Origin of the sequence: Rhizobium acaciae (assembly GCF_025941625.1) — a bacterium.
Classification (GTDB): Bacteria; Pseudomonadota; Alphaproteobacteria; order Rhizobiales; family Rhizobiaceae; genus Rhizobium; species Rhizobium acaciae.
The window spans coordinates 16654-42807 of record NZ_JAPCZO010000027.1; the positions used below are offsets into that span (position 1 = coordinate 16654).

General features: G+C 61.7%; 27 protein-coding genes and 1 tRNA gene. 15 read left to right on the forward strand and 13 right to left on the reverse strand.

What is annotated here, in order from left to right:
* Positions 1–2 precede the first annotated feature (2 nt).
* The 5 genes from OLZ32_RS32030 to OLZ32_RS32050 all read right to left on the reverse strand — a co-directional run bounded on the left by OLZ32_RS32030 (position 3) and on the right by OLZ32_RS32050 (position 3877).
* Positions 3–320 carry a hypothetical protein gene (locus OLZ32_RS32030; RefSeq protein WP_003543245.1) on the reverse strand — a complete coding sequence of 106 codons (318 nt, stop codon included), beginning with the start codon at positions 318–320 and terminating at the stop codon, positions 3–5.
* Positions 321–446: 126 nt separating this feature from the next.
* Positions 447–860, reverse strand: coding sequence for an 8-oxo-dGTP diphosphatase MutT (gene mutT / locus OLZ32_RS32035; protein ID WP_003543247.1), 414 nt, complete (start codon positions 858–860; stop codon positions 447–449).
* Entirely contained in the window at positions 857–1663 is an 807-nt protein-coding gene (locus OLZ32_RS32040) for a GNAT family N-acetyltransferase (RefSeq protein ID WP_017989536.1), read from the reverse strand. The genes mutT and OLZ32_RS32040 overlap by 4 nt, the downstream gene beginning before the upstream one ends.
* Complete coding sequence (gene argJ, locus OLZ32_RS32045; RefSeq protein ID WP_264424407.1) at positions 1644–2885, reverse strand: bifunctional glutamate N-acetyltransferase/amino-acid acetyltransferase ArgJ; 1242 nt, start codon at positions 2883–2885, stop codon at positions 1644–1646. The genes OLZ32_RS32040 and argJ overlap by 20 nt, the downstream gene beginning before the upstream one ends.
* Positions 2886–2995: 110 nt before the next feature.
* Positions 2996–3877, reverse strand: a complete 882-nt coding sequence (locus OLZ32_RS32050; protein WP_003543253.1) for a peptidylprolyl isomerase — start codon at positions 3875–3877, stop codon at positions 2996–2998.
* A gap of 246 nt (positions 3878–4123) precedes the next feature.
* Between OLZ32_RS32050 and secA the strand changes: the two genes are divergently transcribed.
* From secA to OLZ32_RS32065, 3 genes are all read left to right on the forward strand, one after another.
* A complete protein-coding gene (gene secA, locus OLZ32_RS32055; protein ID WP_264424353.1) occupies positions 4124–6841 on the forward strand; it encodes a preprotein translocase subunit SecA in 2718 nt (905 codons plus the stop codon).
* 181 nt (positions 6842–7022) lie between these two features.
* Entirely contained in the window at positions 7023–8438 is a 1416-nt protein-coding gene (locus OLZ32_RS32060) for a lipopolysaccharide biosynthesis protein (protein WP_003543257.1), read from the forward strand.
* Positions 8439–9716: a GNAT family N-acetyltransferase gene (locus OLZ32_RS32065; protein ID WP_017989539.1), complete on the forward strand. Its 1278-nt coding sequence runs from the start codon at positions 8439–8441 to the stop codon at positions 9714–9716.
* Between the two features lie 28 nt (positions 9717–9744).
* On the opposite strand, the gene OLZ32_RS32070 is transcribed toward OLZ32_RS32065, so the two are convergent.
* Positions 9745–11376 carry an AMP-binding protein gene (locus OLZ32_RS32070; RefSeq protein WP_264424356.1) on the reverse strand — a complete coding sequence of 544 codons (1632 nt, stop codon included), beginning with the start codon at positions 11374–11376 and terminating at the stop codon, positions 9745–9747.
* A 217-nt stretch (positions 11377–11593) separates the two neighbouring features.
* Between OLZ32_RS32070 and OLZ32_RS32075 the strand changes: the two genes are divergently transcribed.
* A complete protein-coding gene (locus tag OLZ32_RS32075; protein WP_264424358.1) occupies positions 11594–12574 on the forward strand; it encodes an aldo/keto reductase in 981 nt (326 codons plus the stop codon).
* Positions 12575–12664: 90 nt separating this feature from the next.
* On the opposite strand, the gene OLZ32_RS32080 is transcribed toward OLZ32_RS32075, so the two are convergent.
* Positions 12665–13243 carry a TetR/AcrR family transcriptional regulator gene (locus OLZ32_RS32080; RefSeq protein WP_011653696.1) on the reverse strand — a complete coding sequence of 193 codons (579 nt, stop codon included), beginning with the start codon at positions 13241–13243 and terminating at the stop codon, positions 12665–12667.
* A 129-nt stretch (positions 13244–13372) separates the two neighbouring features.
* Between OLZ32_RS32080 and OLZ32_RS32085 the strand changes: the two genes are divergently transcribed.
* The gene (locus tag OLZ32_RS32085; RefSeq protein WP_003543266.1) at positions 13373–14668 is read left to right on the forward strand and encodes an MFS transporter; all 1296 of its coding nucleotides are present in this window, start codon (positions 13373–13375) and stop codon (positions 14666–14668) included.
* Positions 14669–14792: 124 nt separating this feature from the next.
* Positions 14793–14877: transfer RNA gene (locus OLZ32_RS32090), tRNA-Leu, on the forward strand.
* Between the two features lie 194 nt (positions 14878–15071).
* Here the strand turns inward: OLZ32_RS32090 and OLZ32_RS32095 are convergent.
* A complete protein-coding gene (locus OLZ32_RS32095) occupies positions 15072–15359 on the reverse strand; it encodes a hypothetical protein (protein ID WP_003543268.1) in 288 nt (95 codons plus the stop codon).
* Positions 15360–15528: 169 nt separating this feature from the next.
* Positions 15529–15813, reverse strand: a complete 285-nt coding sequence (locus tag OLZ32_RS32100) for a hypothetical protein (RefSeq protein WP_003543270.1) — start codon at positions 15811–15813, stop codon at positions 15529–15531.
* A gap of 214 nt (positions 15814–16027) precedes the next feature.
* On the opposite strand from OLZ32_RS32100, the gene OLZ32_RS32105 reads away from it, so the two are divergent.
* Positions 16028–17776, forward strand: coding sequence for a cation:proton antiporter domain-containing protein (locus OLZ32_RS32105; protein ID WP_264424360.1), 1749 nt, complete (start codon positions 16028–16030; stop codon positions 17774–17776).
* A gap of 47 nt (positions 17777–17823) precedes the next feature.
* Here the strand turns inward: OLZ32_RS32105 and OLZ32_RS32110 are convergent, their stop codons facing one another.
* Positions 17824–18114 carry a hypothetical protein gene (locus OLZ32_RS32110; RefSeq protein WP_264424362.1) on the reverse strand — a complete coding sequence of 97 codons (291 nt, stop codon included), beginning with the start codon at positions 18112–18114 and terminating at the stop codon, positions 17824–17826.
* A gap of 197 nt (positions 18115–18311) precedes the next feature.
* Between OLZ32_RS32110 and OLZ32_RS32115 the strand changes: the two genes are divergently transcribed.
* Positions 18312–18902: a YqaA family protein gene (locus tag OLZ32_RS32115; protein WP_003543275.1), complete on the forward strand. Its 591-nt coding sequence runs from the start codon at positions 18312–18314 to the stop codon at positions 18900–18902.
* Positions 18903–18925: 23 nt separating this feature from the next.
* Complete coding sequence (locus tag OLZ32_RS32120) at positions 18926–19441, forward strand: disulfide bond formation protein B (protein WP_017989543.1); 516 nt, start codon at positions 18926–18928, stop codon at positions 19439–19441.
* 76 nt (positions 19442–19517) lie between these two features.
* Here the strand turns inward: OLZ32_RS32120 and OLZ32_RS32125 are convergent, their stop codons facing one another.
* Positions 19518–20075: an HNH endonuclease gene (locus tag OLZ32_RS32125; protein ID WP_003543279.1), complete on the reverse strand. Its 558-nt coding sequence runs from the start codon at positions 20073–20075 to the stop codon at positions 19518–19520.
* A 111-nt stretch (positions 20076–20186) separates the two neighbouring features.
* The gene (locus tag OLZ32_RS32130) at positions 20187–20879 is read right to left on the reverse strand and encodes a DNA-3-methyladenine glycosylase family protein (RefSeq protein WP_017989544.1); all 693 of its coding nucleotides are present in this window, start codon (positions 20877–20879) and stop codon (positions 20187–20189) included.
* On the opposite strand from OLZ32_RS32130, the gene gluQRS reads away from it, so the two are divergent.
* On the forward strand, positions 20878–21759 hold the full coding sequence (gluQRS, locus tag OLZ32_RS32135) for a tRNA glutamyl-Q(34) synthetase GluQRS (RefSeq protein WP_264424364.1): 882 nt from the start codon (positions 20878–20880) through the stop codon (positions 21757–21759). The two genes, OLZ32_RS32130 and gluQRS, sit on opposite strands and share 2 nt — an antisense overlap.
* Here the strand turns inward: gluQRS and OLZ32_RS32140 are convergent.
* Positions 21724–22647 carry a YihY/virulence factor BrkB family protein gene (locus OLZ32_RS32140; protein WP_003543284.1) on the reverse strand — a complete coding sequence of 308 codons (924 nt, stop codon included), beginning with the start codon at positions 22645–22647 and terminating at the stop codon, positions 21724–21726. The two genes, gluQRS and OLZ32_RS32140, sit on opposite strands and share 36 nt — an antisense overlap.
* Positions 22648–22723: 76 nt before the next feature.
* Here OLZ32_RS32140 and OLZ32_RS32145 point away from each other — a divergent pair, with 76 nt between their 5' ends.
* The 5 genes from OLZ32_RS32145 (at position 22724) to OLZ32_RS32165 (ending at position 26133) form a co-directional block, all read left to right on the forward strand.
* Positions 22724–23557 carry an SDR family oxidoreductase gene (locus tag OLZ32_RS32145; protein ID WP_003543287.1) on the forward strand — a complete coding sequence of 278 codons (834 nt, stop codon included), beginning with the start codon at positions 22724–22726 and terminating at the stop codon, positions 23555–23557.
* Positions 23558–23575: 18 nt separating this feature from the next.
* Positions 23576–23779, forward strand: a complete 204-nt coding sequence (locus OLZ32_RS32150) for a twin transmembrane helix small protein (protein ID WP_003543288.1) — start codon at positions 23576–23578, stop codon at positions 23777–23779.
* Positions 23780–23799: 20 nt separating this feature from the next.
* Positions 23800–24378 carry a cob(I)yrinic acid a,c-diamide adenosyltransferase gene (locus tag OLZ32_RS32155; RefSeq protein ID WP_017989546.1) on the forward strand — a complete coding sequence of 193 codons (579 nt, stop codon included), beginning with the start codon at positions 23800–23802 and terminating at the stop codon, positions 24376–24378.
* A gap of 33 nt (positions 24379–24411) precedes the next feature.
* Complete coding sequence (locus tag OLZ32_RS32160; protein ID WP_017989547.1) at positions 24412–25197, forward strand: rhomboid family intramembrane serine protease; 786 nt, start codon at positions 24412–24414, stop codon at positions 25195–25197.
* A gap of 186 nt (positions 25198–25383) precedes the next feature.
* Positions 25384–26133 (forward strand): electron transfer flavoprotein subunit beta/FixA family protein, encoded by a 750-nt coding sequence (locus tag OLZ32_RS32165; RefSeq protein ID WP_264424367.1) that lies wholly within the window; start codon positions 25384–25386, stop codon positions 26131–26133.
* Positions 26134–26154 lie beyond the last annotated feature (21 nt).

The following is a 26154-nucleotide window of genomic DNA, read 5'->3' on the forward strand; positions in this document are numbered from 1 at the left end:
TTTCAGCAACCGGCGCCGACGCCGTAGCCCTGGACGACGCAGACCGAGCCGGGCGTATCCTGGAGGACGCTGCGGCGGATCGTATAACGCTTGCCGCTTTCACTCTTGGGGATCGATCCCGTCGTGATCGTATCGAAATCCGCCGGAGCACTGGCAAAGACGCTTTTCTTCGAGGAATCCGCAAGCATTGGCGTCAGAATGAGCGTCAGTGCGACTACCGCCGTGCCGAACAGGAGGGCGATATTCAGCGCACCCGTCCTGCGCGAGGCAGACGAGGCCCGTTCCTTTTCCCGGACAGCTTTCCAGAAATCATCGTCCATGAGGTCAAGCCTTTTAATACACGCACGCCAGATGCTTGATTGAGGCCGATCTTTGGCAGAAGGTGTTAAACGATCCATTAATATCCACAGCCGAAAATGGTGTGGCACAATAATAATCAGATGATGCTAAAGTAAATCCTGCAACATCGGGATGAGCGGCTCGTCGGCCGGCGGCATCGGATAATCGCGCAGCGCCTGCGGGCGCACCCATTTCAGCGCCTGGCCCTCGCGGCCCTGGGGAATGCCCTCATAGCGCCGGCAGACATAAAGCGGCATCAAAAGGTGGAAGGTCTCGTAGGAGTGGCTGGCAAAAGTAAGCGGCGCGAGGCAGGCGATCTTGGTGTGGATGCCGAGCTCTTCCTCGAGCTCGCGCACCAGCGTTTCCTCCGGCGTCTCACCCGGCTCGACCTTGCCGCCGGGAAACTCCCAGAGCCCGGCGAGCGACTTTCCCTCGGGGCGCTGTGCCAACAGGATACGCCCATCGGCATCGATCAGCGCACAGGCGGCGACCAGCAATATCTTCCGGCCCGCCTCGCTCATCGCGGCTCCTTCTGCCAATAGCAATAATGATAGGCGTCGCGAAAACCGAGACGCTCATAGAGTGCGATGGCCGGGCGGTTGGACAGCTTCACCTGCAGCCAGGCCGAACGGGCGCTGCGCATGCGCGCCCAGCGAAGCGCCGAGGTCAGGATTTCGATGCCGAGCCCTTCGCGCCGCCGCGCCTCGGAGACCGAAAGCGACATGATGCCGGCGAGGTCGTTGTCCTGGACGCAGAGCACGGTCGCAAGCGGGCCGTCCACCGCGTTCTCGATCATGAACAGGCCGGATGGCGGCTTGATCGCCGAAATGATCTCGGCAAGCGCCGGCTTCAGCCTCTGTGGCGCCTGGTCGACGGCGAGGTTGGCGTCGACGAAACGGCCGATATCATGGGTCGGCAGGTGATCGAGCGTATCCGGCAGCTCTGCCTCGGCAAGGTCGCAGGTCATCACCACCGTATCGTCGAAGCGCGTCCAGTTCTGCGCGCGCAGAAGTTCGATCAGCACCGGCGAGGCAAGCGGCGTCTGGCGCACCACGGCGGCGCGGCCATAGGCCTCGAACTTCCGGCTCGCCTTTTCCAGGCGGATTTCGACGTCGCGATGATCCGAGGGATCGAGCGGCACGATCGAGTTCAGCCGGTTGGACGGGTGACCGGCCGTCAGCCGCACCTGCCAGCTGCCGTCATATTGCACGGATGCCGCCGGCCAGGCGCGGAAGCCGACGGCCTCCAGCCTGCGCACCAGCGGCAGATTGTGTGAGGAAATGGATGCCTGCGCCAATGAACGATCAGCTCCGATAGTCGCCATTGATCGCAACATATTCCTTGGTGAGGTCGCAGGTCCAGACCGTTGCCGAACCAGTGCCGAGCCCGATATCGACTTTGACGGGGATATCCTGCGCCTTCATGACGTCTGAGGCGGCCACCTCGGAATAATCGGGATCACGCTCGCCATTGACGGCGACCCTGATATCGCCAAACCAGATGGCGAGCCTGTCGCGGTCGGCCATCTCGCCGGATTTGCCGACGGCCATGACGATACGGCCCCAATTGGCGTCTTCGCCGGCGGCCGCGGTCTTGACCAGCGGCGAATTGGCGATCGACAGTGCGATGCGCTTGGCGGCGGCATCGCTCTCGGCACCCGTCACGGTGATTTCGAGCATCTTGGTGGCACCCTCGCCGTCCCGCACCACCTGCAGCGACAGATCCTTCAGCACTTCGTTAAGTGCGGCCCGGAAGGCGGCAAGGCGCGAGTCGTCGGCGCGTTCGATGCGCGCCTGGCCGTCCTCGGCAGCGGCGCCCGTTGCAAACAGCATCAGTGTGTCGGAAGTGGAAGTGTCGCTGTCGACGGTCATGGAATTGAAGGTCGGGCCGACGCCGTCGGACAGAAGCGCCTGCAGCGCGGCAGGCGCAATGTCGGCATCGGTGACGACGAAGGAAAGCATCGTCGCCATGTCAGGCGCGATCATGCCGGCGCCCTTGGCGATGCCGTTGATCGCCACGGCCACGCCGCCGATCTCGGCGCTGCGGGTGGAAACCTTCGGATAGGTGTCGGTCGTCATGATCGCCTTGGCGGCCTCGAACCAGAAATCGCCGGTCGCTTCGACCTGCATCCGATCCAGAACGCCTGCGAATTTGGTGGCATCGAGCGGCTCGCCGATAACGCCGGTCGAGGCCAGGTAGACCTCGTTTTCGGCGCAGCCGACGGCAGCGGCAGCCGACTTCGCCGTCAGCGCGGTCGCCTGGCGGCCTTTCAGGCCGGTGAAAGCATTGGCATTGCCTGAGTTGACGACGACGGCACGCGCACTGCCATGGGGGAGATTGGCTCGGCAGAAATCGACCGGCGCCGACGGGCACTTCGAGCGGGTAAAAACGCCCGCAACAGTCGCCGGCCGGTCGAAGACCATCATCAGCACGTCGGTACGGTTCTTGTACTTGATGCCGGCGGAAGCCGTCGCCATGCGCACGCCGCGCAGCGGTGGCATCGAGACGAAGGATTTCGGAGCAAGCGGAGAGACGGAACCGGACATGATGAGACCTGCCAATGAGCATTTCCAGGCGAAATGGAAACCGGTTCGCCGTCCGGAAATGCGACAACCACGATAGTGAAGGGCCCGGAAAAACCGGGCCCTTGCGAATATTACTGCTTCGGCGCCGGGGCAACCGGCTCGCTGCCCGGCTCCGGCTGCTTATTGGCCTGGTCGTAACCCTTGCGCAGCGTCTCGTCCGTGATCTCGATCTTGGCGGAGGCCTTCGCCTTGTTCAAAAGCTCAAGATACTTGTCGCGCATGACGAGCTGACGAACCTGATCCTGCACCTGCTCGAAGGGCGGCGGCGGAGCGTCGCGCTTATCCTCGACCTTGATGACGTGGAAGCCGAAATCGGTCTTAACCGGCGTCTTGGAATAGGTGCCCTTCTCAAGCGCGAAGGCTGCGTCTTCGAATTCCTTGACCATGCGGCCGCGCGAGAAATAGCCGAGATCGCCGCCTTCCGACTTGTTCGGATCGGTGGATTTTTCCTTGGCGAGTTCGGCGAAATCCTTGCCGGCGTCGAGCTGCTTGATGATGTCCTTGGCTTCGTCCTCGGTCTTGACGAGGATATGACGGGCGTGGACTTCCTCCTGCTTCGGCAGGGCGGCGACTTCCTTGTCGTAACGGGCCTTGACTTCTTCAGGCGTCACGATGTCGACGACATGCTTCTTGAAATAGGCATTGTGAAGCTCGCGGTCGGAGAGATACTGCATGCGCTTCTTGAATTCGTCGGTCTGATCGAGCTTCTCGGCCGCAGCGTCGGCGGCGAGCAGCTTCACGTCGATGGCGGCGGAAAGGGCTGCGACCTTCTTCTGGTCATCGGGAAGCTGCGCCAGCTGGGGGTCGAGATTGGCGACGGCAAGGTCGAGTTCCGACTGGTGGATCTCCAGGGTGCCGACCTTGGCGATGACGGCGTCATCGGCATAGGCCGGGGCCTGGAGCGCAACAAAGGTTGCAAACGCCAGAACGGCAAGTTTGTTGGTGCTCAACATGAAATACCCTTCACAGTTACATTGCCGGTTTCAGCATCCCCTGAATCCAGCCCAAAATAGCCATCAACACCGGATTGTGGCCTTTCTGTATCCGCCAAATCCGTTGACATCATTCGACCCCCCTCTTATCTGTCACGCAACCTCGCGTCCAGAACAGTTTCCGGGCGTTTTAAGGCGCGCGCCTGATTTTCGGCTGGGCCGCGGACAAGAAACGCCGGGGATGAATATTGAGAAAGGGCCAGTCATATGGTCAGCTTTGGCGGTATAGCCCGCAAGTTATTTGGGTCTTCCAACGACCGCCGCGTGCGGTCCTACCAGCCGAACGTCACTGCCATCAACTCTATAGAAGAGAAGACGAAGGCCCTGACGGACGAGCAGCTCGCGGCAAAGACCGTGGAGTTTCGCGCCCTTCTCGCCGAGGGTAAGACGCTCGACGACATTCTGATCCCGGCCTTTGCCGTCGTGCGCGAAGCCTCGCGCCGCGTTCTCGGCCTGCGACCTTTTGACGTACAGCTGGTCGGCGGCATGATCCTGCATTCGAATGCGATCGCCGAGATGAAGACCGGCGAAGGCAAGACCCTCGTCGCCACCTTGCCGGTCTATCTGAACGCGCTTTCCGGCAAGGGCGTGCACGTCGTCACCGTCAACGATTACCTCGCCCAGCGCGATGCCGCCACCATGGGCCGCGTTTACGGCTTCCTCGGCATGACCACCGGCGTCATCGTCCACGGCCTTTCCGACGAGGAACGCCACGCGGCCTATGCCTGCGACATCACCTACGCCACCAACAACGAACTCGGCTTCGATTATCTGCGCGATAACATGAAGTACGAGAAGAACCAGATGGTTCAGCGCGGCCACAACTTCGCAATCGTCGACGAAGTGGACTCGATCCTCGTCGACGAGGCGCGCACGCCGCTGATCATCTCCGGTCCGCTCGACGACCGCTCCGAACTCTATAATACGATCGACGCCTACATTCCGCTGCTGGTGCCGAGCGATTACGAGATCGACGAGAAGCAGCGCTCCGCCAACTTCTCCGAAGAGGGCACCGAGAAGCTGGAAAACCTGCTCCGCCAGGCCGGCCTCCTAAAGGGCAACGCGCTCTACGACATCGAGAACGTTGCGATCGTCCACCACGTCAACAACGCGCTGAAGGCCCACAAGCTCTTCCAGCGCGACAAGGACTATATCGTCCGCAACGACGAAGTCGTCATCATCGACGAGTTCACCGGCCGCATGATGCCGGGCCGCCGCTATTCGGAAGGCCAGCACCAGGCGCTCGAAGCCAAGGAAAAGGTGCAGATCCAGCCGGAAAACCAGACGCTGGCCTCCATCACCTTCCAGAACTACTTCCGCATGTACGACAAGCTCGCCGGCATGACCGGTACGGCGCAGACGGAAGCGGAAGAATTCGCCAATATCTACAATCTCGATGTCATCGAAGTTCCGACCAACCTGCCGATCAAGCGCCTCGACGAGGACGACGAGGTCTACCGGACCTTCGACGAGAAGTTCAAGGCGATCATCGAGGAGATCCTCGACGCCCACAAGCGCGGTCAGCCGGTGCTGGTCGGCACCACCTCGATCGAGAAATCGGAACTGCTCGCCGAGCGCCTGCGCAAGCAGGGCTTCGACGACTTCAAGGTGCTGAACGCCCGCTACCACGAGCAGGAAGCCTATATCGTCGCTCAGGCCGGCGTGCCGGGTGCCATCACCATCGCCACCAACATGGCCGGCCGCGGCACCGACATCCAGCTTGGCGGCAACCTCGACATGCGCATCGAGCGCGAACTCGGCGAAGTCGAAGCCGGTCCGGAGCGTGACGCCCGGATCCAGGCGATCATCGAGGAGATCAAGGAACTCAAGCAGAAGGCGCTCGACGCCGGCGGCCTCTACGTCATCGCCACCGAACGCCATGAAAGCCGCCGCATCGACAACCAGCTGCGCGGCCGCTCCGGCCGTCAGGGCGACCCCGGCCGCTCGAAGTTCTACCTGTCGCTTCAGGATGACCTGATGCGCATCTTCGGCTCCGACCGCATGGACAGCATGCTGACCAAGCTCGGCCTCAAGGAGGGCGAGGCGATCGTCCATCCCTGGATCAACAAGGCCCTGGAGCGCGCCCAGAAGAAGGTCGAAGCCCGCAACTTCGACATTCGCAAGAACCTCCTGAAGTATGACGACGTTCTTAACAATCAGCGCAAGGTGGTCTTCGAGCAGCGCCTCGAACTGATGGAATCGACCAATATTTCCGAGACCGTTTCCGACATGCGCCGTGAGGTGATCGAGGACATGGTCGAAAAGCATATCCCCGAGCGCGCCTATGCCGAACAATGGGATGCCGCCGGCCTGAAGACCGGCGCTTTGAACATCCTCAATCTCGACCTGCCGGTCGAAGATTGGGTGAAGGAAGAAGGCATCGGCGAGGACGACATCCGCGAGCGGCTGACGGAAGCCGCCAATGCGGCCTTCACGGAAAAGGCCGAGCGTTTCGGCGACGACATCATGCATTATGTCGAACGCTCGATCGTCATGCAGACGCTCGATCATCTCTGGCGTGAGCACATCGTCAACCTCGACCATCTGCGCTCCGTCATCGGCTTCCGCGGCTATGCCCAGCGCGATCCGCTGCAGGAATACAAGTCGGAGGCCTTCGAGCTCTTCACGGCGCTGCTCAACAATCTGCGCGAGGCCGTCACCGCCCAGCTGATGCGCGTCGAACTGGTGCAGCAGGCCCCTGCCGAGCCCGAACCGCCGCTGATGCAGGCCCATCACCTGGATCCGACGACCGGCGAGGACGATTTCGCCCCGGCGATCTACCAGGCGTCGGAAGTCACCGTTTCTCCTGAAAACCGCAACCCGGATGACCCGGCCACCTGGGGCAAGGTCGGCCGCAACGAGACCTGCCCCTGCGGCTCCGGCAAGAAATACAAGCATTGCCACGGCGCCTTCGAGCAGGTCTGAGGCAAGCCCGCAAAGATCCGCGAAAATGCCGCCTCCGGGCGGCATTTTCTTTTCTGCGGCAATGCCGGAGAGCCGGAATTTCAGCGTCGGGCGGCAGACCCGATCCGGAACCGTTTCTTAACCCTGTTCTGTCAAGACTTCAGGGGCGATTTGCCTGACCTCAGAGTTTTGCGTGTTCATCATGGCGGTCATAGAAACAGCGGAGAAGATGCTGCCCGCGGGCCTGCGCCCGATCGGCGGCCGCACGCTGCGTTTGCTTGCTGCCGTGCTCACCGAACGCGGTGAGAGGGCGGCCGCCCAGCGCATGGCGCTGACGGCCTTTTCGATCCGTGTCCTCAGCGCAGCACTCGCCTTCGTCTCGCAGATCGTGCTCGCCCGGCTGATGGGGGAATATGAATACGGCATCTTCGTTTTCGTCTGGGTGCTGGTCGTCGTCTTCGGCGATCTCTCATGCCTCGGTTTCCACACCGCGATCGTCCGCTTCCTGCCGCAATACAGGGCAGCGGGCGCCTTCGAGGAAATCCGCGGCCTGACCGGCACGGCGCGCATCTTTGCGCTGCTGTCAGGCACGGCGGTGCTCGCAGCCGGCATGCTCGGGCTGCATTTCTTCGGCGATATGATCCAGGTCTATTATCTCGTCCCGATCTTCATCGGCCTGCTCGCCATGCCGATGATCGCGCTCGGCGATATTCTCGAAGGCACGTCACGGGCAAACCATTGGCCGGTGATGGCGCTGAGCCCCGTCTATATCGTCCGCCCGATCCTCATCATCCTGTTCATGCTGATCGCGATTGCCATCGGCGCCGAACACACGGCCGTCACCGCGATGCAGGCAGCACTCGTTGCGACCTTCGTCACCGCCCTCGGTCAGTATGCCGCAACGCTCTATCGCCTTCGCCGGCATTATGACAACGGCCCGCGCAAGGTCGACTTCCTCGCCTGGTTCAGCGTCGCCTTTCCGATTTTCCTGATCGAGGGCGTGAGCTTCCTGCTCACCAATTCCGACGTCGTCGTCGTCGGCATCTTCCTCGAGCCGCACGATGTCGCCATCTACTTCGCCGCCGCCAAAACGATGGCGCTGGTGCATTTCATCAATTTCTCGGTCAAGGCGGCCTCCGGCCCGCGCTTTTCCTCGATCATTGCCGAAGGCGACCACGCCCAGCTGGCAGCCGCTGCCATCGACGCCGCCCGCTGGACCTTCTGGCCGGCGCTCGGGGTCGGCCTTGTCGTGCTTGCGGCCGGTCACCTGCTGCTGTCGCTCTTCGGCGGCGCCTTCACATCAGGTTATCTGGTGATGGCGATCCTGCTCGGCGGCATCCTCGCCAAATCGCTGGTCGGCCCGGCCGAAACGCTGCTGATGATGGCAGGCAAACAGAACCTCTGCGTCGCGCTCTATGCCGGCGCACTGACGGCCAATGTCGGCCTCAACCTCGCTTTGATCCCGCATTACGGCATCGAAGGCACGGCGATCGCCACGGCCTCCGCCATGGCAGTCGAGGCAATCCTGCTGCATGTCGCCGTGCGCCGCACGCTCGGCATCGTTCTTTTCGCCTTCGCTAGCCCCTCCGCCGCAACGCCAGAAATGAGAGTTCGATAGATGGTGCGTGTTCCCCCCGTTACCGAAAGCACCGACAGCGCCGCAAACCGCATGGTGCATGATCTCGCCGCGCTGCATTTCGAAGCGCCGCAAGCCGAGGCTCGCGCCGAGATCGGCCGGCCGGGGCGCGAGCTCTGCCTCTATCCCGGCAAGCTCGGCTATGAGCTTCAGGATGAGCTCGATTTCCTCTCCAATCGGGCAATGGAACCGAACGTCTTTTTCTCCGGCCGCTTCCTCGCCCCCGCCATGCCGCGGCTCGAAGACCGGCAGGTGAACTTCGCCCTGATCCGCGACCACAATGCCGGCCGCAGCCGCATGCGCTTCCTTTTGCCGTTTTCGGTCGATAAGCCGGGTTTTGCCGTCGGCCCGTCGATCATCCGCGGCTGGTCGAACAGTTTCGGTCCGCTCGGCACGCCGCTCGTCGATGGCGAGGATGCCGCCGAGACCCTCGACAATCTCTTCGAGGGACTGACCGCGCGTGATCTCAATCTGCCCGGCATACTGGTTCTGCCGGATCTCAGGCTGAATGGTATCTTCGTGCGCATGGTCAAGGCCGTGGCGCTCAGCCGCAATCTTCCCGTCACTGTCACCAATCCCTATTTGCGCCCGATGCTGCAGAGCGAGGAAGAGGCGCCGGCCTATCTCGGCAAAACCATCTCCTCCTCGCATATGCGCGAGATGCGCCGCCAGTGGCGGCTGCTGGAGGAACAGGGAACGGCGGTCTATACCGTCGCCCGGCAACCGCGCGAAATCCATATCCGCTTCGAGGAATTCCTGGCAATGGAAGCCGGTGGCTGGAAGGGCAAGCGGCGAAGCGCTCTCGTCACCGATCGTTATCACACGGCCTTCGCCCGCGAGGCGGTGTCGAACCTTGCCGCCGTCGATGCCGTGCGTATTCACACGATCGATCTCAACGGCAAGGCGATCGCCGCCATCGTCGTGCTGATGATGGGCGGCGAGGCCTATACCTGGAAGACCGCCTACGACGAAAACTATGCCCGCTATTCGCCGGGCAAGCTGCTGATGAGCGAACTCACCGAATGGCATCTCGACGACGCCAATATCGTCCGCTCCGATTCCTGCGCCGTCTCGGATCATCCGATCATGAGCCGCTTCTGGCAGGAGCGCGAGGATATGGGAACGCTGGTGATCGGCCTGACGCAGAACAGCGACCGCGACATGCGCCAGGTGACCGCCCAGCTCCACATGTACCGCAGCACCCGCAATATGGCGAAGATGCTGCGCGAAAAAATCATGTCGCTTGCCGGCCGGGGCTAAGCAACTCCAGCAAGAGTGCGTAGTGGTTCTATCCCTCGCTGGCAGCCCTTTCGCGCAGCAGCCGGCGGATCACCTTGCCGGTGGTGGTCAGCGGCAATGCATCGATGAATTCCACTTCGCGCGGATATTCGTGCATCGAAAGCCGCGTCTTCACCCATTCCCTGATGTCGGCAGCCAGCGCCTCGCTCGGATGATGGCCTGGTGAAAGCACGATATAGGCCTTGACGATTTCAGTGCGCACGGCATCGGGCTTGCCGACGGCGGCGGCAAGCTGCACGGCGGGATGGCCGATCAGGCAGTCCTCGATCTCGGCCGGGCCGATGCGATATCCCGACGAGGTGATGACGTCGTCGTCGCGGCCTTCGAAGGTGACATAGCCCTCGGTGTCCTGCCGGCCGATATCGCCGGTGAGCAGCCAGCCTTTGACGAATTTTCGTTCCGTCGCCGTCGTATCGTCCCAGTAGCCGAGAAACATGACGGGATCGGGACTGGCGATGGCGATCTGGCCCGGTTCGCCGACGGGCAACTCGTCACCCGTCTCGCTGACGATCGCAACGCGGTGCCCGGGCACCGCCCGCCCGATGGCGCCCGCTTTGGTGACGCCATAGGCAGCGCTCGACGCAAGCACGAAATTGCACTCCGTCTGTCCGTAGAACTCGTTGACGGTGATGCCGAGCGTATGACGAGCCCATTCATAGGTCTCGCGCCCGAGCGCCTCCCCGGCCGAGCCGATGGTGCGCAGCGCCAGATCATATTTCGAGCGCGGATCGGCAACGGATCTCATCAGCCTTAGCGCCGTCGGTGGAATGAAGGCATTGCGCACCTTCATTTCGGCCATGATGCGATAGGCCATGCCGGCATCGAATTTCTGCGCCGGCGACGAAACGACGGGAACACCGAGCAGAAGGCTTGGCAGCAGCGCGTTGAGCAGGCCGCCGGCCCAGGCCCAGTCGGACGGCGTCCAGACCTTGTCGCCCGGCCGCGGAAAACCCTCATGGGCGAACTGCATGCCGGGAATATGGCCGGCCAGGACGCGGTGGCCATGCAACGCGCCCTTGGGCGACCCCGTCGTTCCCGACGTGAAGATCATCAGCGCCGGATCATCAGGACCGGTTTTGGCCATGTCGAAGACAGGGGGATGGCCATCCACCAGTTCGGCGAAAGCAGTCGCATCGGCACTCGCCCCGTCGATGCTGACGATATGCTTCAACGCCGGCAGACGTCCGCGGATCTGCCGGATGCGTTCGAGACCAAAGCCATTGGTGACGACGGCCGCAGCACCTGCCGCCTTCAGCCGGTATTCCAGCGCCTCGACGCCGAAGAGCAGCGCCAGTGGCAGTGCAATCGCGCCGGCCTTGTAGATCGCCACATGTGCGATCACCGTTTCGAAGGATTGTGGCAATAGCAGCGCGACGCGATCGCCGCGTTTGACATCAAGTGAAACGAGCGCATTTGCAAAAGCCGAGGAACGGTCGGCGAGCGCGCGATAGGTCATCACGCGGTGATCGCCGTCCGGGCTGAAATGCTCAAGGCAGACGCGCTCGGGATCCCTCGCGGCCCAGTCGTCGCTGACGGCGCGGCCGATATTGAAATCCTCCGGAATCCGCCAGGAGAAATCGCGATAAAGATCGTCGTAGCGATCGTGGGACGGCAGTTGCATGGTCGGATTCCGGTAAAAATGCTGCATCAGCTAACATCTTGCGGCGCGGATGTGCAAGCTGCAGCCGGAATCGACAGCGATGAGCTTCAGAGTCGATCACGGATCATTGTGCGCATGCAGCATAGATTCTTCATTTGCCGCCCTGCGACTTTGGCCGTCTCGCGCTAAATCATGGAAAGCCGCCTGGGGGTCATCCAATTCATCACGGAGTCGTTTCATGGAATACGCAAAATTTGGCAAGACCGGTCTCGAAGTGTCGAAGATCTGCTTGGGCTGCATGACCTTCGGCGATCCCGGCCGCGGCAATCACGCCTGGAGCCTGCGGGAAGAAGAAAGCCGGACGATGATCAAGCAGGCGATCGACCTCGGCATCAATTTCCTCGACACCGCCAACACCTATTCCAACGGTTCATCAGAGGAGATCGTCGGCCGGGCCATAAAAGACTTCGCCAAGCGCGAGGACATCGTGCTGGCCACCAAGGTGTTCAACCGCATGCGGCCGGGCCCGAACGGCGCCGGCCTGTCGCGCAAGGCAATCCTCGACGAGATCGATAACAGCCTGCGTCGTTTAGGCACCGACTACGTGGATCTCTACCAGATCCACCGCTTCGACTACACGACGCCGATCGAGGAAACGCTGGAAGCACTGCACGACGTCGTCAAATCGGGCAAGGCGCGGTATATCGGCGCCTCCTCCATGTATGCCTGGCAATTCGCCAAGGCGCTTTACGTCTCCAGGCTGAATGGCTGGACCGAATTCGTCAGCATGCAGGACCACCTGAACCTGCTCTACCGTGAGGAAGAGCGCGAAATGCTGCCGCTCTGCGAGGATCAGAAGATCGCCGTCATCCCCTGGAGCCCGCTTGCCCGCGGCCGCCTGACCCGTGACTGGGACGAGACGACGGCACGCAGCGAAACCGACGAATTCGGCAAGACGCTCTACACGCAGTCCATCGATGCCGACCGCAAGATCGTCGGGGCCGTGGCCGAAATCGCCAAGGCCCGCAACATCTCCCGCGCCCAGGTCGCAACCGCCTGGATCCTGCAGAAGAGTGCGGTAACCGCCCCGATTATCGGCGCGTCCAAACCGAACCACCTCACGGACGCCGTTGCCTCGCTCTCGGTCAAGCTTACCGCCGAGGAAATCGCGGCACTGGAAGCACCCTACATCCCGCACGCCATCGCCGGCTTCAAGTAGCCGCTGGCTTCTCGGTCCTCAGGCATATGCAAGGTAGATCCCTCTCCGCACGGAGAGGGAGATCGAAACCATCGCCTTCCGCGACTGAGATTATGTCTGGCTTTCAGGATCGAGCTGCCGGCGCATCGTCACCAGAAACTGCTCGGCAAGCGCCCTGTCCTCGACCGCGCGGGCAAGAATGACAGCACCCATCATCGATGACAGTGTCGTCGTCGCATTGGCGCGGCGCTCCTCTTCCGTTTCGCCGGGAACGATATCGGCAAGCGTGTCGACCAGCACGGACAGCCCATCGCTGAAGACCGCGCGGACCGCGCCGCGACTGCGGCTGACTTCCTGGATCAGCGTTGCGAAGACACAGCTGCCGCCCGGATCGTCAACCGTGCGCCAGTGGATATAGTGATCGAGAAGCGCTGCCAGCGGCCGGTCCGGCGATTCGGCGATATGCTCCTTCCAGCGCGTCTCAACCTTGTCGATCAGCTTGCGGCTCACCTCAAGCGCCAGGTCGTCCTTCGAACCGAAATGACCGTAAAAGCCGCCATGCGTCAGCCCGGCCGCCTTCATGATGTCGGCGACGCCGACCCCGTCGAAGCCGTTTTCGCGGAAAAGCACGCCGGCAACGCTCAGGATCTTTTCGCGGTTTTCGGCGAATTTTTCGCGGCTGACCCGCATTTGTCATCTCCAGAAATAGTCGCTTGACAAAATATATGACGTCCATCATCAATACGCAAGAAATATGATGGCCATCATGTAAATCGGTCCAGTATCTTCCAGAACCTGAATTCAAACGGAATCTTGCCCATGGTTTCCACAGCCCTCGCCTCCACCCTTGCCCGGCGCAACATCCATTACGGCTGGGTCGTCGTTGCCGCGACCTTCCTCACCATGCTGGTCACTGCCGGCGCCATGGGCGCACCTGGCGTGCTCATCAAGCCGCTGCAGGACGAGTTCGGCTGGGAGACCTCGCAGATTTCCTCGGCTCTTGCGATCCGCCTGATCCTGTTCGGCTTCATGGGTCCGTTCGCCGCCGCCTTCATGAATTATTTCGGCGTGCGCAAGGTCATCGTCTTCGCCTTAGCGCTGATCGGCGCTGGCTTCGTCGGTTCGCTGTTCATGACGACGCTGTGGCAGTTGCTTCTGCTCTGGGGCATCGTCGTCGGCTTCGGCACGGGCCTGACGGCGATGGTGCTCGCCGCGACCGTCTCTTCCCGCTGGTTTACCAAGCACCGCGGCCTCGTCGTCGGCATGCTCTCGGCAAGCTCGGCCACAGGCCAGCTCGTCTTCCTGCCGCTGATGGCGGAGCTGACGGAACGCTACGGCTGGCGCTCGACGGTGTTTTTCGTCTGCGCCATGATCATGGTCGCAGCCCTTGCGGTGCTGGCTTTCATGCGCGACCGCCCGGCCGACCTCAACCTGCCCTCCTTCGGTGAAACGCAGGTAACGCCGCCGCCGGCAAGCACCTCGCTTGGCGTCGCGCTGATGACGCCGATCACCGTCCTCAGGGAAATCTCGAAGACCTCGACCTTCTGGATCCTCTTTGCCACCTTCTTCATCTGCGGCCTCAGCACCAACGGCCTGATCCAGACCCATTTCGTCACCCTCTGCGGCGATTTCGGCATCGTGCCGGTGGCCGCGGCAAGCGTGCTGGCTGTCATGGGCATCTTCGATTTCTTCGGCACTATCGGTTCCGGCTGGCTGTCCGATCGCTTCGATAATCGCTGGCTGCTGTTCTGGTATTACGGCCTGCGCGGCCTGTCGCTGCTCTACCTGCCGTTCAGCGATTTCAGCTTTTACGGCCTCTCCATCTTTGCCGTCTTCTACGGCCTCGACTGGATTGCCACCGTGCCGCCGACCGTCAAGATCGCCGCCGACCGCTTCGGCCCTGAAAAGGTCGGCCTCGTCTTCGGCTGGGTCTTTGCCGGCCATCAGCTGGGAGCCGCGACCGCCGCCTATGGCGCCGGCCTGTCGCGCACGGAGCTTTCGAGCTACCTGCCCGCCTTCTTCGTCGCCGGCGCCTTCTGCCTGCTGGCATCGATCCTGGCGATCACGCTGAAGAAGTCCGGCCTGAGCAGCCCGGCACCCGCCGCCGCCCATTGATATCAGACGAGATCCGGCCTTGAGCAAGGCCGGATCTCTCTACCGGATCAGTCCGATAACTTCGTTTGCCCGTCTTGCGCGCCCGGGTGCTCGCATGTTAGACAGCCGCCCGTTCATATCCGTTGCCCCATTGGCGGAATTGGTAGACGCGCTCGACTCAAAATCGAGTTTCGAAAGAAGTGCTGGTTCGACTCCGGCATGGGGCACCAGCCTACGCTCTGTGAGCTTCGGCTCGGCAAGCCGAAGAGAGCAGCTAAGCGGAGGCTGTCGCACCGTAGTTCCGTCTGGAACGAAGGCGGACCGGTTCTATAATGCTCCGGTTAGCTGCACCATCATCTCAAATGCCTAGCCTGGTTCAAAGAGCCGATGACCCTACGGAACGAATTTCGCATCTGACCGAAGCTTATTTATTCTTTAGCAGCCACATCTTGCCGGCCATCGTGATGCCGTAGACGTCTTTTGATGCGTCGTCATCCAGGTGCCGCCTCTCCAGAAAACCCGGCTCCTTCAACTCGCCCAACGTCTTGGCAGTGACCGACTTTATTTTCTGAGGCCGCTCTTTCCACCGGTCAGTTTTTGCATAAGTCACTGTCGCGTTCTCGTGCGTCCATTTATTGGCTGGCTGAGGATAAAGGTCTCCATCCCTGGCGAGTTTAAGTGCGGCAATCTGGGACGGCGTAAGCTCAATCATACTAAAAGATCCTGTGCGGGCGGTGTTTGCGCTGGGAACGCGCTTTTACCAAAGGCGTGCTCATAACACCGACAGACGACTTTCACCACCGCATTGAGATATTCTTGCCACAAAAGGCGAAAACCCGGCTCGTCGGAACCGGGCTTCGTCCTTATCGCATATTTTTTCGTTAATTGCAGCGTCGGACCGTCCTGGTCACCTCGCCTTCGTCGGTTTGTCGGGTGACGCTCCTGGTTTCGCAGCCATTATCGCGATAGCGGCGGTGCTCACGTTCGCGCACAGCACCGAAAGTAACGCCACGTTCGCTGATGGTGATGCCGGGTCTTACCCGCTCATGGCGATAGCCGTCGTCATAGGAACGCTCCCTGACATAGACGCTGTCAGCAAGAACAGGCGCTGCGAACGAGCAGGCGGCAAGGGCCGCCACAGTACAGTTCAGGATGATCTTCCGCATGTCGTTTCTCCTTTCTTGATGAAAGGGCAACGAGACAAGACGCAAGTGGTTCCAACATCGGTGACGGCCCGACCGTGCCGTGGACGACGTCTGCGCCGCACTGGCCAGGACTGAGAACGAAGGCCTCAAACAGTAGCCCATCCCCCAAATCAACTGTTTAATTTTGCTTGCGCTTCGTCCAAAGTGGCCGCCGCTATTACAAGAGAGGGCGGACGTGCATCAGGAAGTAGGACTTATCGCGACGGTCGCCGTCAGTTTCGTTTTCGCGGCGATCCTGGGCTATGGCGCCGACCGGCTTCGGCTGCCGCCACTCGTCGGCTACCTGATGGCGGGCATCCTGATGGGGCCGTTCACGCCGGGCTTCGTCGCCGATACCGCCCTTGCCGGCCAACTCGCCGAGATGGGCGTCATTCTTTTGATGTTCGGCGTCGGCCTGCATTTTTCCGCCTCCGACCTGCTCGCCGTGCGTGGCATCGCCGTGCCTGGCGCGATCGGACGGATTATCCTCGCGACCCTCTTGGGCATCGGCCTTTGCAAACTCTGGGGCTGGAGCCTCGGCGCCGGCATCGTCCTCGGCCTCAGCCTGTCGGTGGCGAGCACCGTCGTGCTCTTGAAGGCGCTGGAGGAGCGCAATCTCGTCAACGCCGCAAGCGGACGTGTCGCCGTCGGCTGGCTGATCGTCGAGGACCTGGTGATGGTGCTGGCGCTGGTGCTGCTGCCGGCGCTTGCAGAGCTTCTGGGTGGCAACGCCAGCACTACGACCAATCACGGCCTCGGCGACCTGCCGCTGGCGCTGACGATCGGCTTGACGCTGCTGAAGGTTGTGGCCTTCGCCGCCATGGCGATCTTCCTCGGCCCTCGCATCGTGCCCTGGCTGCTCACGATGATCGCCCGCACCGGCTCGCGTGAACTCTTTACGCTGACGGTGTTGGCGATCGCTCTCGGCATCGCCTTCGGCTCTGCGGCGATCTTCGGCGTCTCCTTTGCACTCGGCGCATTTTTCGCCGGCGTCGTCATGAGCGAATCCCAGCTCAGCCACAGGGCGGCCGCCGACTCGCTGCCGCTGCAGAATGCCTTCTCCGTACTGTTCTTCGTCTCCGTCGGCATGCTCTTCGACCCCTCGATCCTGGTGCGCCAGCCGCTGGCCGTGATCGGCGCACTGGCGCTCGTCATCCTCGGCAAGGGCATCATCACCTTCCTCATCGTCATCCTGCTCAGATATCCGATCAGCATGGGACTGACATTGGCCGGCGGCCTTGCCCAGATCGGCGAATTTTCCTTCATCCTCGCCGGCCTCGGCGTCTCACTCGGGCTCCTGCCGCATGAGGGCCAGGATCTGATCCTCGCTGCCGCGATCCTGTCGATCACACTCAACCCGATCGTGATCTTCGCAACCGACGGCCTGAAGAAGTATATCCATTTGAAATGGCCCTCCCTCTGGGAAAGCTACGGTAGGAGCAGGCAGAAGGCGCTCGGCAAAGAACTGGAAAAGATCAGGGCGCTCGGCGAAGAGCGCGAGCGCCAGCATCAACTGAAGATGCAGCAGCTGATCGAGACTTTCCCGCTGTTCTCCGAGGTCGACGAGGACGCGCAGGAGGAGCTGCTGCTGCTCTTCAAAGCGAAATCCGCGCCGCCCGGCGAACGCGTCATCCGCCGCGGCGACCGGGGCGACAGCATGTATTTCATCTCCTCGGGCGCGGTGGAAGTACGGCTCGCCAGCGGCGCGATCCGTCTTGAGCCGGGAGCCTTTTTCGGGGAAATGGCGCTGCTGACCGGCGGCCGGCGCACAGCCGACGTCATCGCCGTCGATTTCTGCCAGTTCGAGGTGCTCGAACGGCGCGACTTCAATATGTTCATGTCGCACCATCCGCATCTGCGCGCCGCAGTCAGCGAAATGGCCCAGAAGCGGACGGAAATGAACGTCCTGCGGCAGCAATGGGAAAAGTCGATGGATCTGTCCTGACGCAAATATCACCGCATGTCAGCGGCAATCGCGCCACCGTGGTTGCGTCAGCCCGCCGGCCAATAGCCATCGGAGCGGAAATCCTCCGGGATCGGGTCGAGCCGCAACAATGTCTCGGCTGCGAAATCGATCTGCAGCGACAGGTATTTAAGAGACGCCAGCATTGGCACGCCGGTCGCGAATTCCCGGATTCGGGACAGATGATAACCGCTCTCGCTGATCCGCCGCGCAGCCTCCCGGCGCACGTCCTCTTTGCTTGGTCCGTGCCCCTCTTCGGACCAGTCATCCATTTGCACGGCCTGCCCACGGCCGCCTTCGATCACTTTGAACATTCTCATGCCACCCTGCACGTCGACCCTGAATCAGCTTGCCGCAGATTGGCCGATTCGCAATCCCGTGAAATCTTGGGAGAGGCACTGACACCTGTCATCACGAAAATTTTTTGACGGCGGTGGCACGAAGGACACGGGCGAGCATTTACAGCGCCGCGCACGGCCCCTAAAGCTCTTTTGCACTGCAACAGGAAGGAAACGGAATGCTCCGCAGACTTTACGACTGGACCATGTCTCTGGCCGCGCGCAAATCGGCCGAAATCTGGCTCGCCGTCATCGCCTTCGTCGAAAGCTCCGTCTTTCTCGTCCCCGCCGATGTGCTGTTCCTGCCGATGGCGCTTGCCAGGCCGGAGCGCTCCTATCGCTACGCGCTGGTCGCGACCGTCGCTTCCGTACTCGGCGGCATCGCCGGCTGGGCGCTCGGCTTTTACGCCTATGAGACGGTGGCGCGGCCGGTTCTCGAATTCTACGGCAAGCTCGAAGCCTTTGAGCAGATGAAGGCCTATGTCACCTACGAGTGGATCCTGCTGCTGCTTGTCACATCAGGTCTTGCGCATCTGCCGCCGATCAAGATCGTGACGATCCTGTCTGGCGTCATTCACGTCAATCTGGGCCTTTTCATTGTTTCGGCGATTATTGCACGCGGCGCGCGTTTCCTCTTCCTCGCTTGGCTGCTGCGCCGCTACGGCGAGCCGATCCGTGACTTCATCGAGAAGCGCCTCGGCCAAATCGTTGGCATCGGTGCCGCTACGGTGATCGTGCTATATGTCGGCTACCGCTCTTTCGCTCACTAGACCAAACGTCGCGGAGTTCCGCCATGACTGCCCCTGCCTCGCCGCTCGCCCGCCCCGGCTTTGTCTATTCCATGTTGCTCGCCATCGGCATGGCGGCGGCGGTCGGCACCGCGCTCGGCTTCCAGTATATCGGCGGCTATATTCCCTGTGCGCTCTGCCTGTTGCAGCGTCAGCCCTATTATTACGCCATCCCGATCGCGATCGTGGCCGCAATCTCCGAGCTCGTCGGACTGCCGAACTGGATCACCCGGGCGCTCATTCTGGCGGCCGGCATGCTGATGCTGGTAACGGCAGGCATGGGTGTCTATCACGCCGGTGTCGAATGGCATTTTTGGCCCGGCCCGGCCACCTGCTCGACGACGGCAAGCAGCATGACGACCAATGCCGGCGATCTGCTCGGTGAGCTCAACACCATCAAGGGCCCATCCTGCACCGATGCAGCGCTGCGCGTGCTCGGCCTGTCTTTTGCGGGCTGGAACGTGATTGCCGGAATCCTGCTCGCAGCCTTCGCCTTTGTCGGCGTTCGCAAGACCGCCTGATAAAATTATCCAGCATTCGAAGTGCTGCAGCGTCCTTGCGTCTCTCGAAAAGACGCGCGGCGCTGCAGGTTCTCGATCAGGGCTGCAGTTCGGTATCCCAATAGAGATAGTCGAGCCAGCTTTCATGCAGATAGTTCGGCGGGAACAGCCGGCCGTTATTGTGCAGATCCTGCACCGTCGGCTGGTAGGGCTTCTGCGCCGGGAACATGCCTGCCTGCTTGGGAAGCTTGCTGCCCTTGCGCAGATTGCAGGGCGAGCAGGCTGCCACGACATTCTCCCAGGTCGTCTCGCCGCCATGGGCGCGCGGGATGACGTGGTCGAAGGTCAGGTCGTCATGGGCGCCGCAATACTGGCATTCGAACCGGTCGCGCAGGAAGACGTTGAACCGGGTGAAAGCGGGATTGCGGGACGGCTGAACGTAAGTCTTCAGGCACACGACACTCGGAAGCCGCATCGAAAAGCTCGGCGAGGAAACCGAATGTTCATATTCTGCAATGATGTTCACACGGTCGAGAAATACCGCCTTGATCGCGTCCTGCCAGGACCACAACGACAAGGGGTAATAACTCAGTGGCCGGTAGTCAGCGTTCAGGACGAGCGCCGGCAGGGCCTGTGGGGAGACTGCAATCGTCAAGGGACTCTCCTGATCGATTCGGCATCTGCACCTGTATATTAGGCCGGTTGTTACAGGATTGTGAAGTCCAATAAATTCAGAGGATAAAGGCAATTTGAAGAGTGTTGCCGATCAGCCGATCGGCACCATGTCGCGGCGCATCTTCGTGGCGTAGTAGGCCCAGAAAAGCCGTGCCGCCACCGAGCGCCACGGCGACCAGACTGCCGAAAGCTCAGCAAGCGTCTTCGCCTGCGGCCGTGCGGCAAGACCGAATGCCACCCCGACGGCATTCTGCAGCGCGACATCGCCGGCCGGGAAAACATCGGCATGGCCGCCGCAAAACATCAGATAGACCTCTGCCGTCCACGGCCCGACGCCCTTCAGCGCGGTCAGTTCGCCAAGCGCCTCGCCCGGCGGCTTCAGGCAGAGCCCGGAGAGATCGAGACGGCCGGAAGCGACCGCTTCGGCAATCCGCGACAGCGTCTCGGCCTTGGCGCGCGACAGACCGAATTCGCGCCACGCTTCGGCGTGAAGCAGGGCATAACCTTCGGCCGTCAGCGAACCGTCCGCCGGCAGCATGCGCCGCCAGATCGCCTCGGCGCTGGCGCGCGACACCATCTGCGAGACGATGATATGGGCAAGACCGGCAAAGCCGGGCTCGCGCAACCTGAGCGGAATGGCCCCGGCCTCCGCGACGATTGGCGCAAGACGCGGATCGAGGCGAAGCAATGCTTCGAGCCCCTGCCTGACATCGTCTTCGTTGCGGATGATCTGCACTTTGCCTCGCAGTGGTTCAAAAGCCGAATCCATGGCAGAAGAAAGCATGACCACGAGTGAGCGTCAAAAACCTGTCTTTCGTTTTGCGCCGAGCCCCAACGGACCGTTGCATCTCGGACATGCCCTCTCGGCCCTTCTGAACCGCGACATGGCGGAGGCCGAACAAGGCCGCCTGCTGCTGCGCATCGAGGATATCGACCAGACGCGCTGCACGCCCGAGTTCGAGGCCGGCATCCTCAGGGATCTCGAATGGCTTGATATCGGCTGGGAAAGCCCGGTGCGGCGGCAGTCGGAACATTTTCCCGAATATCAGGCGGCGTTGCATGCACTGATCGAGCGCGGACTGGTCTATCCGGCCTTTCTGACGCGCGGCGAGGTGAAGGCGCGCGTCGTCGCCTACGAGGCGGCGGGTGAACCCTGGCCGCGCGATCCCGACGGCACCCCGCATTATCCCGCAAGTGATCGCGAGCGTCCGGCAGGCGAATGGCGGGACATGCTGACCTCGGGGAAAAAACATGCCTGGCGGCTCGATATGCGCAAAGCGCTCGACCTGATCGGCGAACTGCTGTTCTGGACGGAAACCGGCGACGGCAGGACAGGTGAGATCGCCGCCGAGCCCGACGTCTGGGGCGACGTCATCCTGTCGCGCTCGGATGCGCCATCGAGCTATCATCTGTCCGTGGTCGTCGACGATGCGCTGCAGGGCGTCACCCATGTCGTGCGCGGGCTCGACCTCTTCCACGCCACATCGGTGCACCGGCTGTTGCAGGTGCTGCTCGGCCTGCCGCAGCCGGTCTATCACCATCATCGCCTCATTCTTGGCGCCGATGGCCGCAAGCTTTCGAAAAGCCAAGGCGACAGCGGGCTTGGCGAATTGCGCGCCCGGGGCATGTCAGGGGCGGATATTCGCCGCCTTGTCGGGCTCTGATTGCCTTTCGACACGCTCTCTGCCGACGATTGACAGCGTGTGGGAGAACATGCGGAAGACACGGAACTTGATCAGCGCTGCATTGATCTCCGCCCCGATGATGAAGATGACGCCGACCATGTAGAGGAAGATCAGCACGATCATGACAGAGGCGAGACCGGCATAGGTTGCCGTATAATTGGCGAAGGTCGCCAGATAATAGGCAAAGATCAGCGCGCCGGCGAGCCAGAGAAGCAGCGTCAGCAGCACCCCGGGAATGACGTCGAAGACCCGCCGCTTACCGGCCGGCAGCCAGAGATGCATGACCAGCAGTCCGACTGTCAGAACCACCAGCGTACCGTAGATGCGCCAGCTGAAGACGATGTCAAGCGTATCGGCGAACAGTGGGAACCATTTCCTCGAATAATCGAGCGCCAGCGGCAGGGCGACCAGCAGAATGCTGATCGCCGTGAAGATGATGACCGCGATCAGCACGTAGCCCAGGCTGGCGAGACGGGTGAAATACCAGGCCCGCGTTTCCTGCACCCGATAGGCGCGATTGAGCGAAATGCGCAGCGCCTCGACACCGTTCGAGGCGAAATAGGCCGCCGCCAGCACCGAGATCGTCAGCAGCCCGCCGCGGGGAATGGTCAGCACCTGCAGCACCTGGTCGGCGAGCGGTTTGGCGATCGCCTCGGGCCAAGTGTCGAAGATCAGGTGGATGGCAGTCGAGGAAAATTGATCGGCGCCGAGGAAGCTTGCAAGTGCGGTGCCGAAGATCAGGAAGGGGAAAACCGCAAGCAGGCTCGACAGCGCCACATGGCTTGCCATGGCGAAGCCGTCGTCCTCGACCATGTGACAGATCGCGTCATAGACCACGTCGTAGATCGTGCGCAGCACCTTCGGCATTCCGTCTCCGGCTTTCCAGATTGTATCCTCTGGCCGAATATGGGAAACGAGTCCCATTTTGTACAGGAATCATTCCATGGCGGGAGAGCGCACCATCGTCGTGACCGGATGTTCGTCCGGTATCGGCGCTCATTGCGCACGGGCGCTGAAAGCTGATGGCTGGCGTGTCTTCGCGACGGTGCGCAAGCCGGACGATCTTTCGGGGCTGGAAGCAGACGGCATCGAAGCCTTCCTGATGGACTATGCCAGGACCGAGACGATTTCCGACCTGGTCGGCGTGGTTCTGGAACGCAGCGGCGGTCGTATCGATGCGCTCTTCAATAACGGCGCCTATGGCCAGCCGGGCGCCGTCGAGGATCTGTCGACGGCAACGCTGCGCGCGCAGTTCGAGGCGAATTTCTTCGGCTGGCATGAGCTGACGCGGCAGGTCATTCCGCCGATGCGCAAACGTGGCGAAGGGCGGATCGTGCAATGCTCGTCGATCCTCGGCGTCGTCCCCTATCGCTATCGCGGCGCCTACACCGCGTCCAAATTCGCACTCGAAGGCCTGAGCATCACCCTGCGCATGGAGCTGCAGGGCAGCGGCATCCATGTGAGCCTAATCGAGCCGGGACCGATCGCCACGCGCTTTACCGCCAATGCGCTTGCAAAGTTCAAGGAGCATATCGACCTCGAAAATTCGCCGCACGCGGTCGATTATATCAGGCAATTGGCGAGACTTGACGGATCGGGGCCGGTCAACCGCCATAAACTCGGCCCGGAAGCGGTCTATTCCGTGTTGAAACACGCATTGAACTCGAAAAATCCGAGGCCACATTATCCTGTAACGACTCCAGCTAAGCAGGGCATGTTCCTGAAGCGGCTGCTTCCGGCAGACCTCTTCTACCGCCTGATGCGCTGGATGGACTGACTGAGAAAGCTGAACGCCATGTCCACGGTCACCTATATCCTCGCGATCATCGTCATGGGCCTCGTCGCCCTCGTCCTGATCCGCGGCCTCTTCAACATGATGAAGGGCGGCGATCCCAACCGTTCCAACAAGCTGATGCAGCTTCGTGTGCTGTTGCAGGCGATCGCCGTCATCCTGATCATGGTGACGCTCTGGGTGACCGGCGGCGGCCGTCCGACCTGACCGGGATTCGAGGGGGAACAGTGGTCAAGCTCAACAAGATCTACACGAAAACTGGCGATGACGGCACGACCGGGCTGGTGTCCGGCCCGCGCCGGCTCAAAGACGACCTGCGCGTCGAGGCCTACGGCACGATCGACGAGGCCAATTCCGCGATCGGCCTGGCGCGTCTGCACACGTCCGACTTGCCTGAACTCGACGCCATGCTGATGTCGATCCAGAACGACCTCTTCGATCTCGGCGCCGATCTCGCCACCCCCGACACCGGTGAGCCGCCGGCCTACGAGCCGCTGCGGATCGCCGAGACGCAGGTCGACCGCGTCGAGCGCGATATCGACCAGTTGAACGCCGGCCTGGAGCCGCTGAAATCCTTCATCCTGCCAGGCGGCAGTCCGGCCGCCGCACATCTGCATCTTGCCCGCACGATTGCGCGGCGCGCCGAACGTTTGATGGTGGCGCTCGCTCGCACCGACGGCGAAATCGTCGGCGAGCCGGCGATGAAATATGTCAACCGGCTCTCCGATTTCCTCTTCGTGGCCGCACGTCATGCAAATGACCGGGGCCATGCGGATGTACTTTGGGTTCCGGGAAAAAACAGATAGGTTTGCCACGATCACGATCGCCGGGGGGCCTTTATGTTCATACCACTTCACGACGCCAATACGCTGAAACATATCAAGGTTCAGTGGGTGACGCTCGCACTGATGACACTGAATATCGCGGTCTGGCTTTTGACCAGCCTGGAGAGCGAACAGGCAGCCCAGGCGACCACCGTCGGACTCGGCTATATCCCGGCAATCGCCTTCGGCCATGCGGTGCTGGCGCAGGGGCTCGAAATCGTGCCGGAGCCGCTGACCTACCTCACCTATGCCTTCGTCCATACCGGCTTTTGGCATTTGGCCGGCAACATGATCTTCCTCTGGGTCTTCGGCGACAATGTCGAGGATGCGATGGGGCATCTGCGCTTCTTGATCTTCTACCTCGTTTGCGCGGCCGCTGGCGCGCTCTGCCACGGCCTGCTGACCATGACCTCGGAAGCGCCGCTGGTCGGCGCATCGGGGGCGGTCTCCGGCGTCGTCGCCGCCTATGTCATGCTGCACCCGCGCGTCCGGGTATGGGTGCTGGTGTTTATCCGTGTGCCGTTGCCCCTGCCGGCCTTCGTGCCGTTGCTTTTGTGGATCGGGCAGCAGTTCTTCATGCTGGCGATCGCACCTGACGGCGACGTTTCCTGGGGCGCGCATGTCGGCGGCATCCTTGCCGGGGCTTTCCTGATCCTGCTGCTGCGCCGGCCTGGTGTGCCGCTCTTCGACCGCGAGATCGTCACGCCCCGAGCCGTGAGAAACGACCCGGGCGCCGGCCAGGCCATCGCAGCCGGCACGGACGGGCGGACGGCGCAGCGATTTCCCTGGGGCCGCCGCTGACGGCAATATTGACGTGAACGTAAACGTCCATATATTGCCGAAGCAAATCGCCTGCCGGCGTCATCGAAGCGTTGAATTTGGAGGAAAAACGCGTATCCATGTCGCCATTCGACAATCGGAGCGGCGCCCAAGCGCGCATTTTCTAAAAAAGTCTCTGAAGCCAGTTTCTCCTGAAGGAAGGACCCCATGAAGATACTCGTCCCAGTCAAACGGGTTGTCGACTACAACGTGAAGATCCGGGTGAAGCCGGACGGCACGGGTGTCGAGCTTGCCAATGTGAAGATGTCGATGAACCCGTTCGACGAGATCTCGGTGGAAGAGGCGCTGCGGCTGAAGGAAGCCGGCAAGTGCGAGGAGGTGGTGGTGGTGTCGATCGGTCCTGCCAAGGCCGAAGAGACCCTGCGCACCGCACTTGCCATGGGCGCCGACCGGGCGATCCTGGTCGAGACAGACGATGCTGTAGAACCGCTCACGGTTGCCAAGATCTTGAAGGCTGTCGCCGATGCCGAACAGCCCGGTCTGATCATCGTCGGCAAGCAGGCGATCGACGACGACAGCAATCAGACCGGCCAGATGCTGGCAGCACTGATGGGAATTGCCCAAGCGACCTTCGCCTCGAAGATCGAGATCGGGGATGGCAAGGCTCAGGTCACCCGTGAAGTCGATGGCGGCCTGCAGACGATCGAGATCAAGCTGCCGGCTGTTGTGACCACCGATCTGCGCTTGAACGAACCGCGTTATGCCTCGCTGCCGAATATCATGAAGGCGAAGAAGAAGCCGCTCGACAAGAAGACGCCCGGCGACTTCGGCGTGTCCACCACACCGCGCCTCAAGGTGTTGAAGACCGAGGAGCCGTCCGGCCGCAAGGCCGGTGTCAAGGTCAAGTCGGTCGCCGAACTGATCGACAAGCTCAAAAACGAAGCCGGCGTGCTGTAATCAGCTTGGAACAGGAGCCAT

Bases quoted from the DNA above. Each gene is read 5' to 3' on its own strand.
- mutT (WP_003543247.1), bottom strand. From the start codon at position 860: ATGAGCGAGGCGGGCCGGAAGATATTGCTGGTCGCCGCCTGTGCGCTG.
- OLZ32_RS32085 (WP_003543266.1), top strand. From the start codon at position 13,373: ATGGTTTCCACAGCCCTCGCCTCCACCCTTGCCCGGCGCAACATCCAT.
- OLZ32_RS32040 (WP_017989536.1), bottom strand. From the start codon at position 1,663: ATGGCGACTATCGGAGCTGATCGTTCATTGGCGCAGGCATCCATTTCC.
- OLZ32_RS32110 (WP_264424362.1), bottom strand. From the start codon at position 18,114: ATGAGAATGTTCAAAGTGATCGAAGGCGGCCGTGGGCAGGCCGTGCAA.
- OLZ32_RS32130 (WP_017989544.1), bottom strand. From the start codon at position 20,879: ATGCTTTCTTCTGCCATGGATTCGGCTTTTGAACCACTGCGAGGCAAA.
- argJ (WP_264424407.1), bottom strand. From the start codon at position 2,885: ATGTCCGGTTCCGTCTCTCCGCTTGCTCCGAAATCCTTCGTCTCGATG.
- OLZ32_RS32165 (WP_264424367.1), top strand. From the start codon at position 25,384: ATGAAGATACTCGTCCCAGTCAAACGGGTTGTCGACTACAACGTGAAG.
- OLZ32_RS32070 (WP_264424356.1), bottom strand. From the start codon at position 11,376: ATGCAACTGCCGTCCCACGATCGCTACGACGATCTTTATCGCGATTTC.
- OLZ32_RS32050 (WP_003543253.1), bottom strand. From the start codon at position 3,877: ATGTTGAGCACCAACAAACTTGCCGTTCTGGCGTTTGCAACCTTTGTT.
- OLZ32_RS32145 (WP_003543287.1), top strand. From the start codon at position 22,724: ATGGCGGGAGAGCGCACCATCGTCGTGACCGGATGTTCGTCCGGTATC.
- OLZ32_RS32060 (WP_003543257.1), top strand. From the start codon at position 7,023: ATGGCGGTCATAGAAACAGCGGAGAAGATGCTGCCCGCGGGCCTGCGC.
- OLZ32_RS32100 (WP_003543270.1), bottom strand. From the start codon at position 15,813: ATGCGGAAGATCATCCTGAACTGTACTGTGGCGGCCCTTGCCGCCTGC.
- OLZ32_RS32095 (WP_003543268.1), bottom strand. From the start codon at position 15,359: ATGATTGAGCTTACGCCGTCCCAGATTGCCGCACTTAAACTCGCCAGG.
- OLZ32_RS32080 (WP_011653696.1), bottom strand. From the start codon at position 13,243: ATGCGGGTCAGCCGCGAAAAATTCGCCGAAAACCGCGAAAAGATCCTG.
- OLZ32_RS32140 (WP_003543284.1), bottom strand. From the start codon at position 22,647: ATGCCGAAGGTGCTGCGCACGATCTACGACGTGGTCTATGACGCGATC.
- secA (WP_264424353.1), top strand. From the start codon at position 4,124: ATGGTCAGCTTTGGCGGTATAGCCCGCAAGTTATTTGGGTCTTCCAAC.
- OLZ32_RS32115 (WP_003543275.1), top strand. From the start codon at position 18,312: ATGCTCCGCAGACTTTACGACTGGACCATGTCTCTGGCCGCGCGCAAA.
- gluQRS (WP_264424364.1), top strand. From the start codon at position 20,878: ATGACCACGAGTGAGCGTCAAAAACCTGTCTTTCGTTTTGCGCCGAGC.
- OLZ32_RS32065 (WP_017989539.1), top strand. From the start codon at position 8,439: ATGGTGCGTGTTCCCCCCGTTACCGAAAGCACCGACAGCGCCGCAAAC.
- OLZ32_RS32150 (WP_003543288.1), top strand. From the start codon at position 23,576: ATGTCCACGGTCACCTATATCCTCGCGATCATCGTCATGGGCCTCGTC.
- OLZ32_RS32120 (WP_017989543.1), top strand. From the start codon at position 18,926: ATGACTGCCCCTGCCTCGCCGCTCGCCCGCCCCGGCTTTGTCTATTCC.
- OLZ32_RS32160 (WP_017989547.1), top strand. From the start codon at position 24,412: ATGTTCATACCACTTCACGACGCCAATACGCTGAAACATATCAAGGTT.
- OLZ32_RS32030 (WP_003543245.1), bottom strand. From the start codon at position 320: ATGGACGATGATTTCTGGAAAGCTGTCCGGGAAAAGGAACGGGCCTCG.
- OLZ32_RS32075 (WP_264424358.1), top strand. From the start codon at position 11,594: ATGGAATACGCAAAATTTGGCAAGACCGGTCTCGAAGTGTCGAAGATC.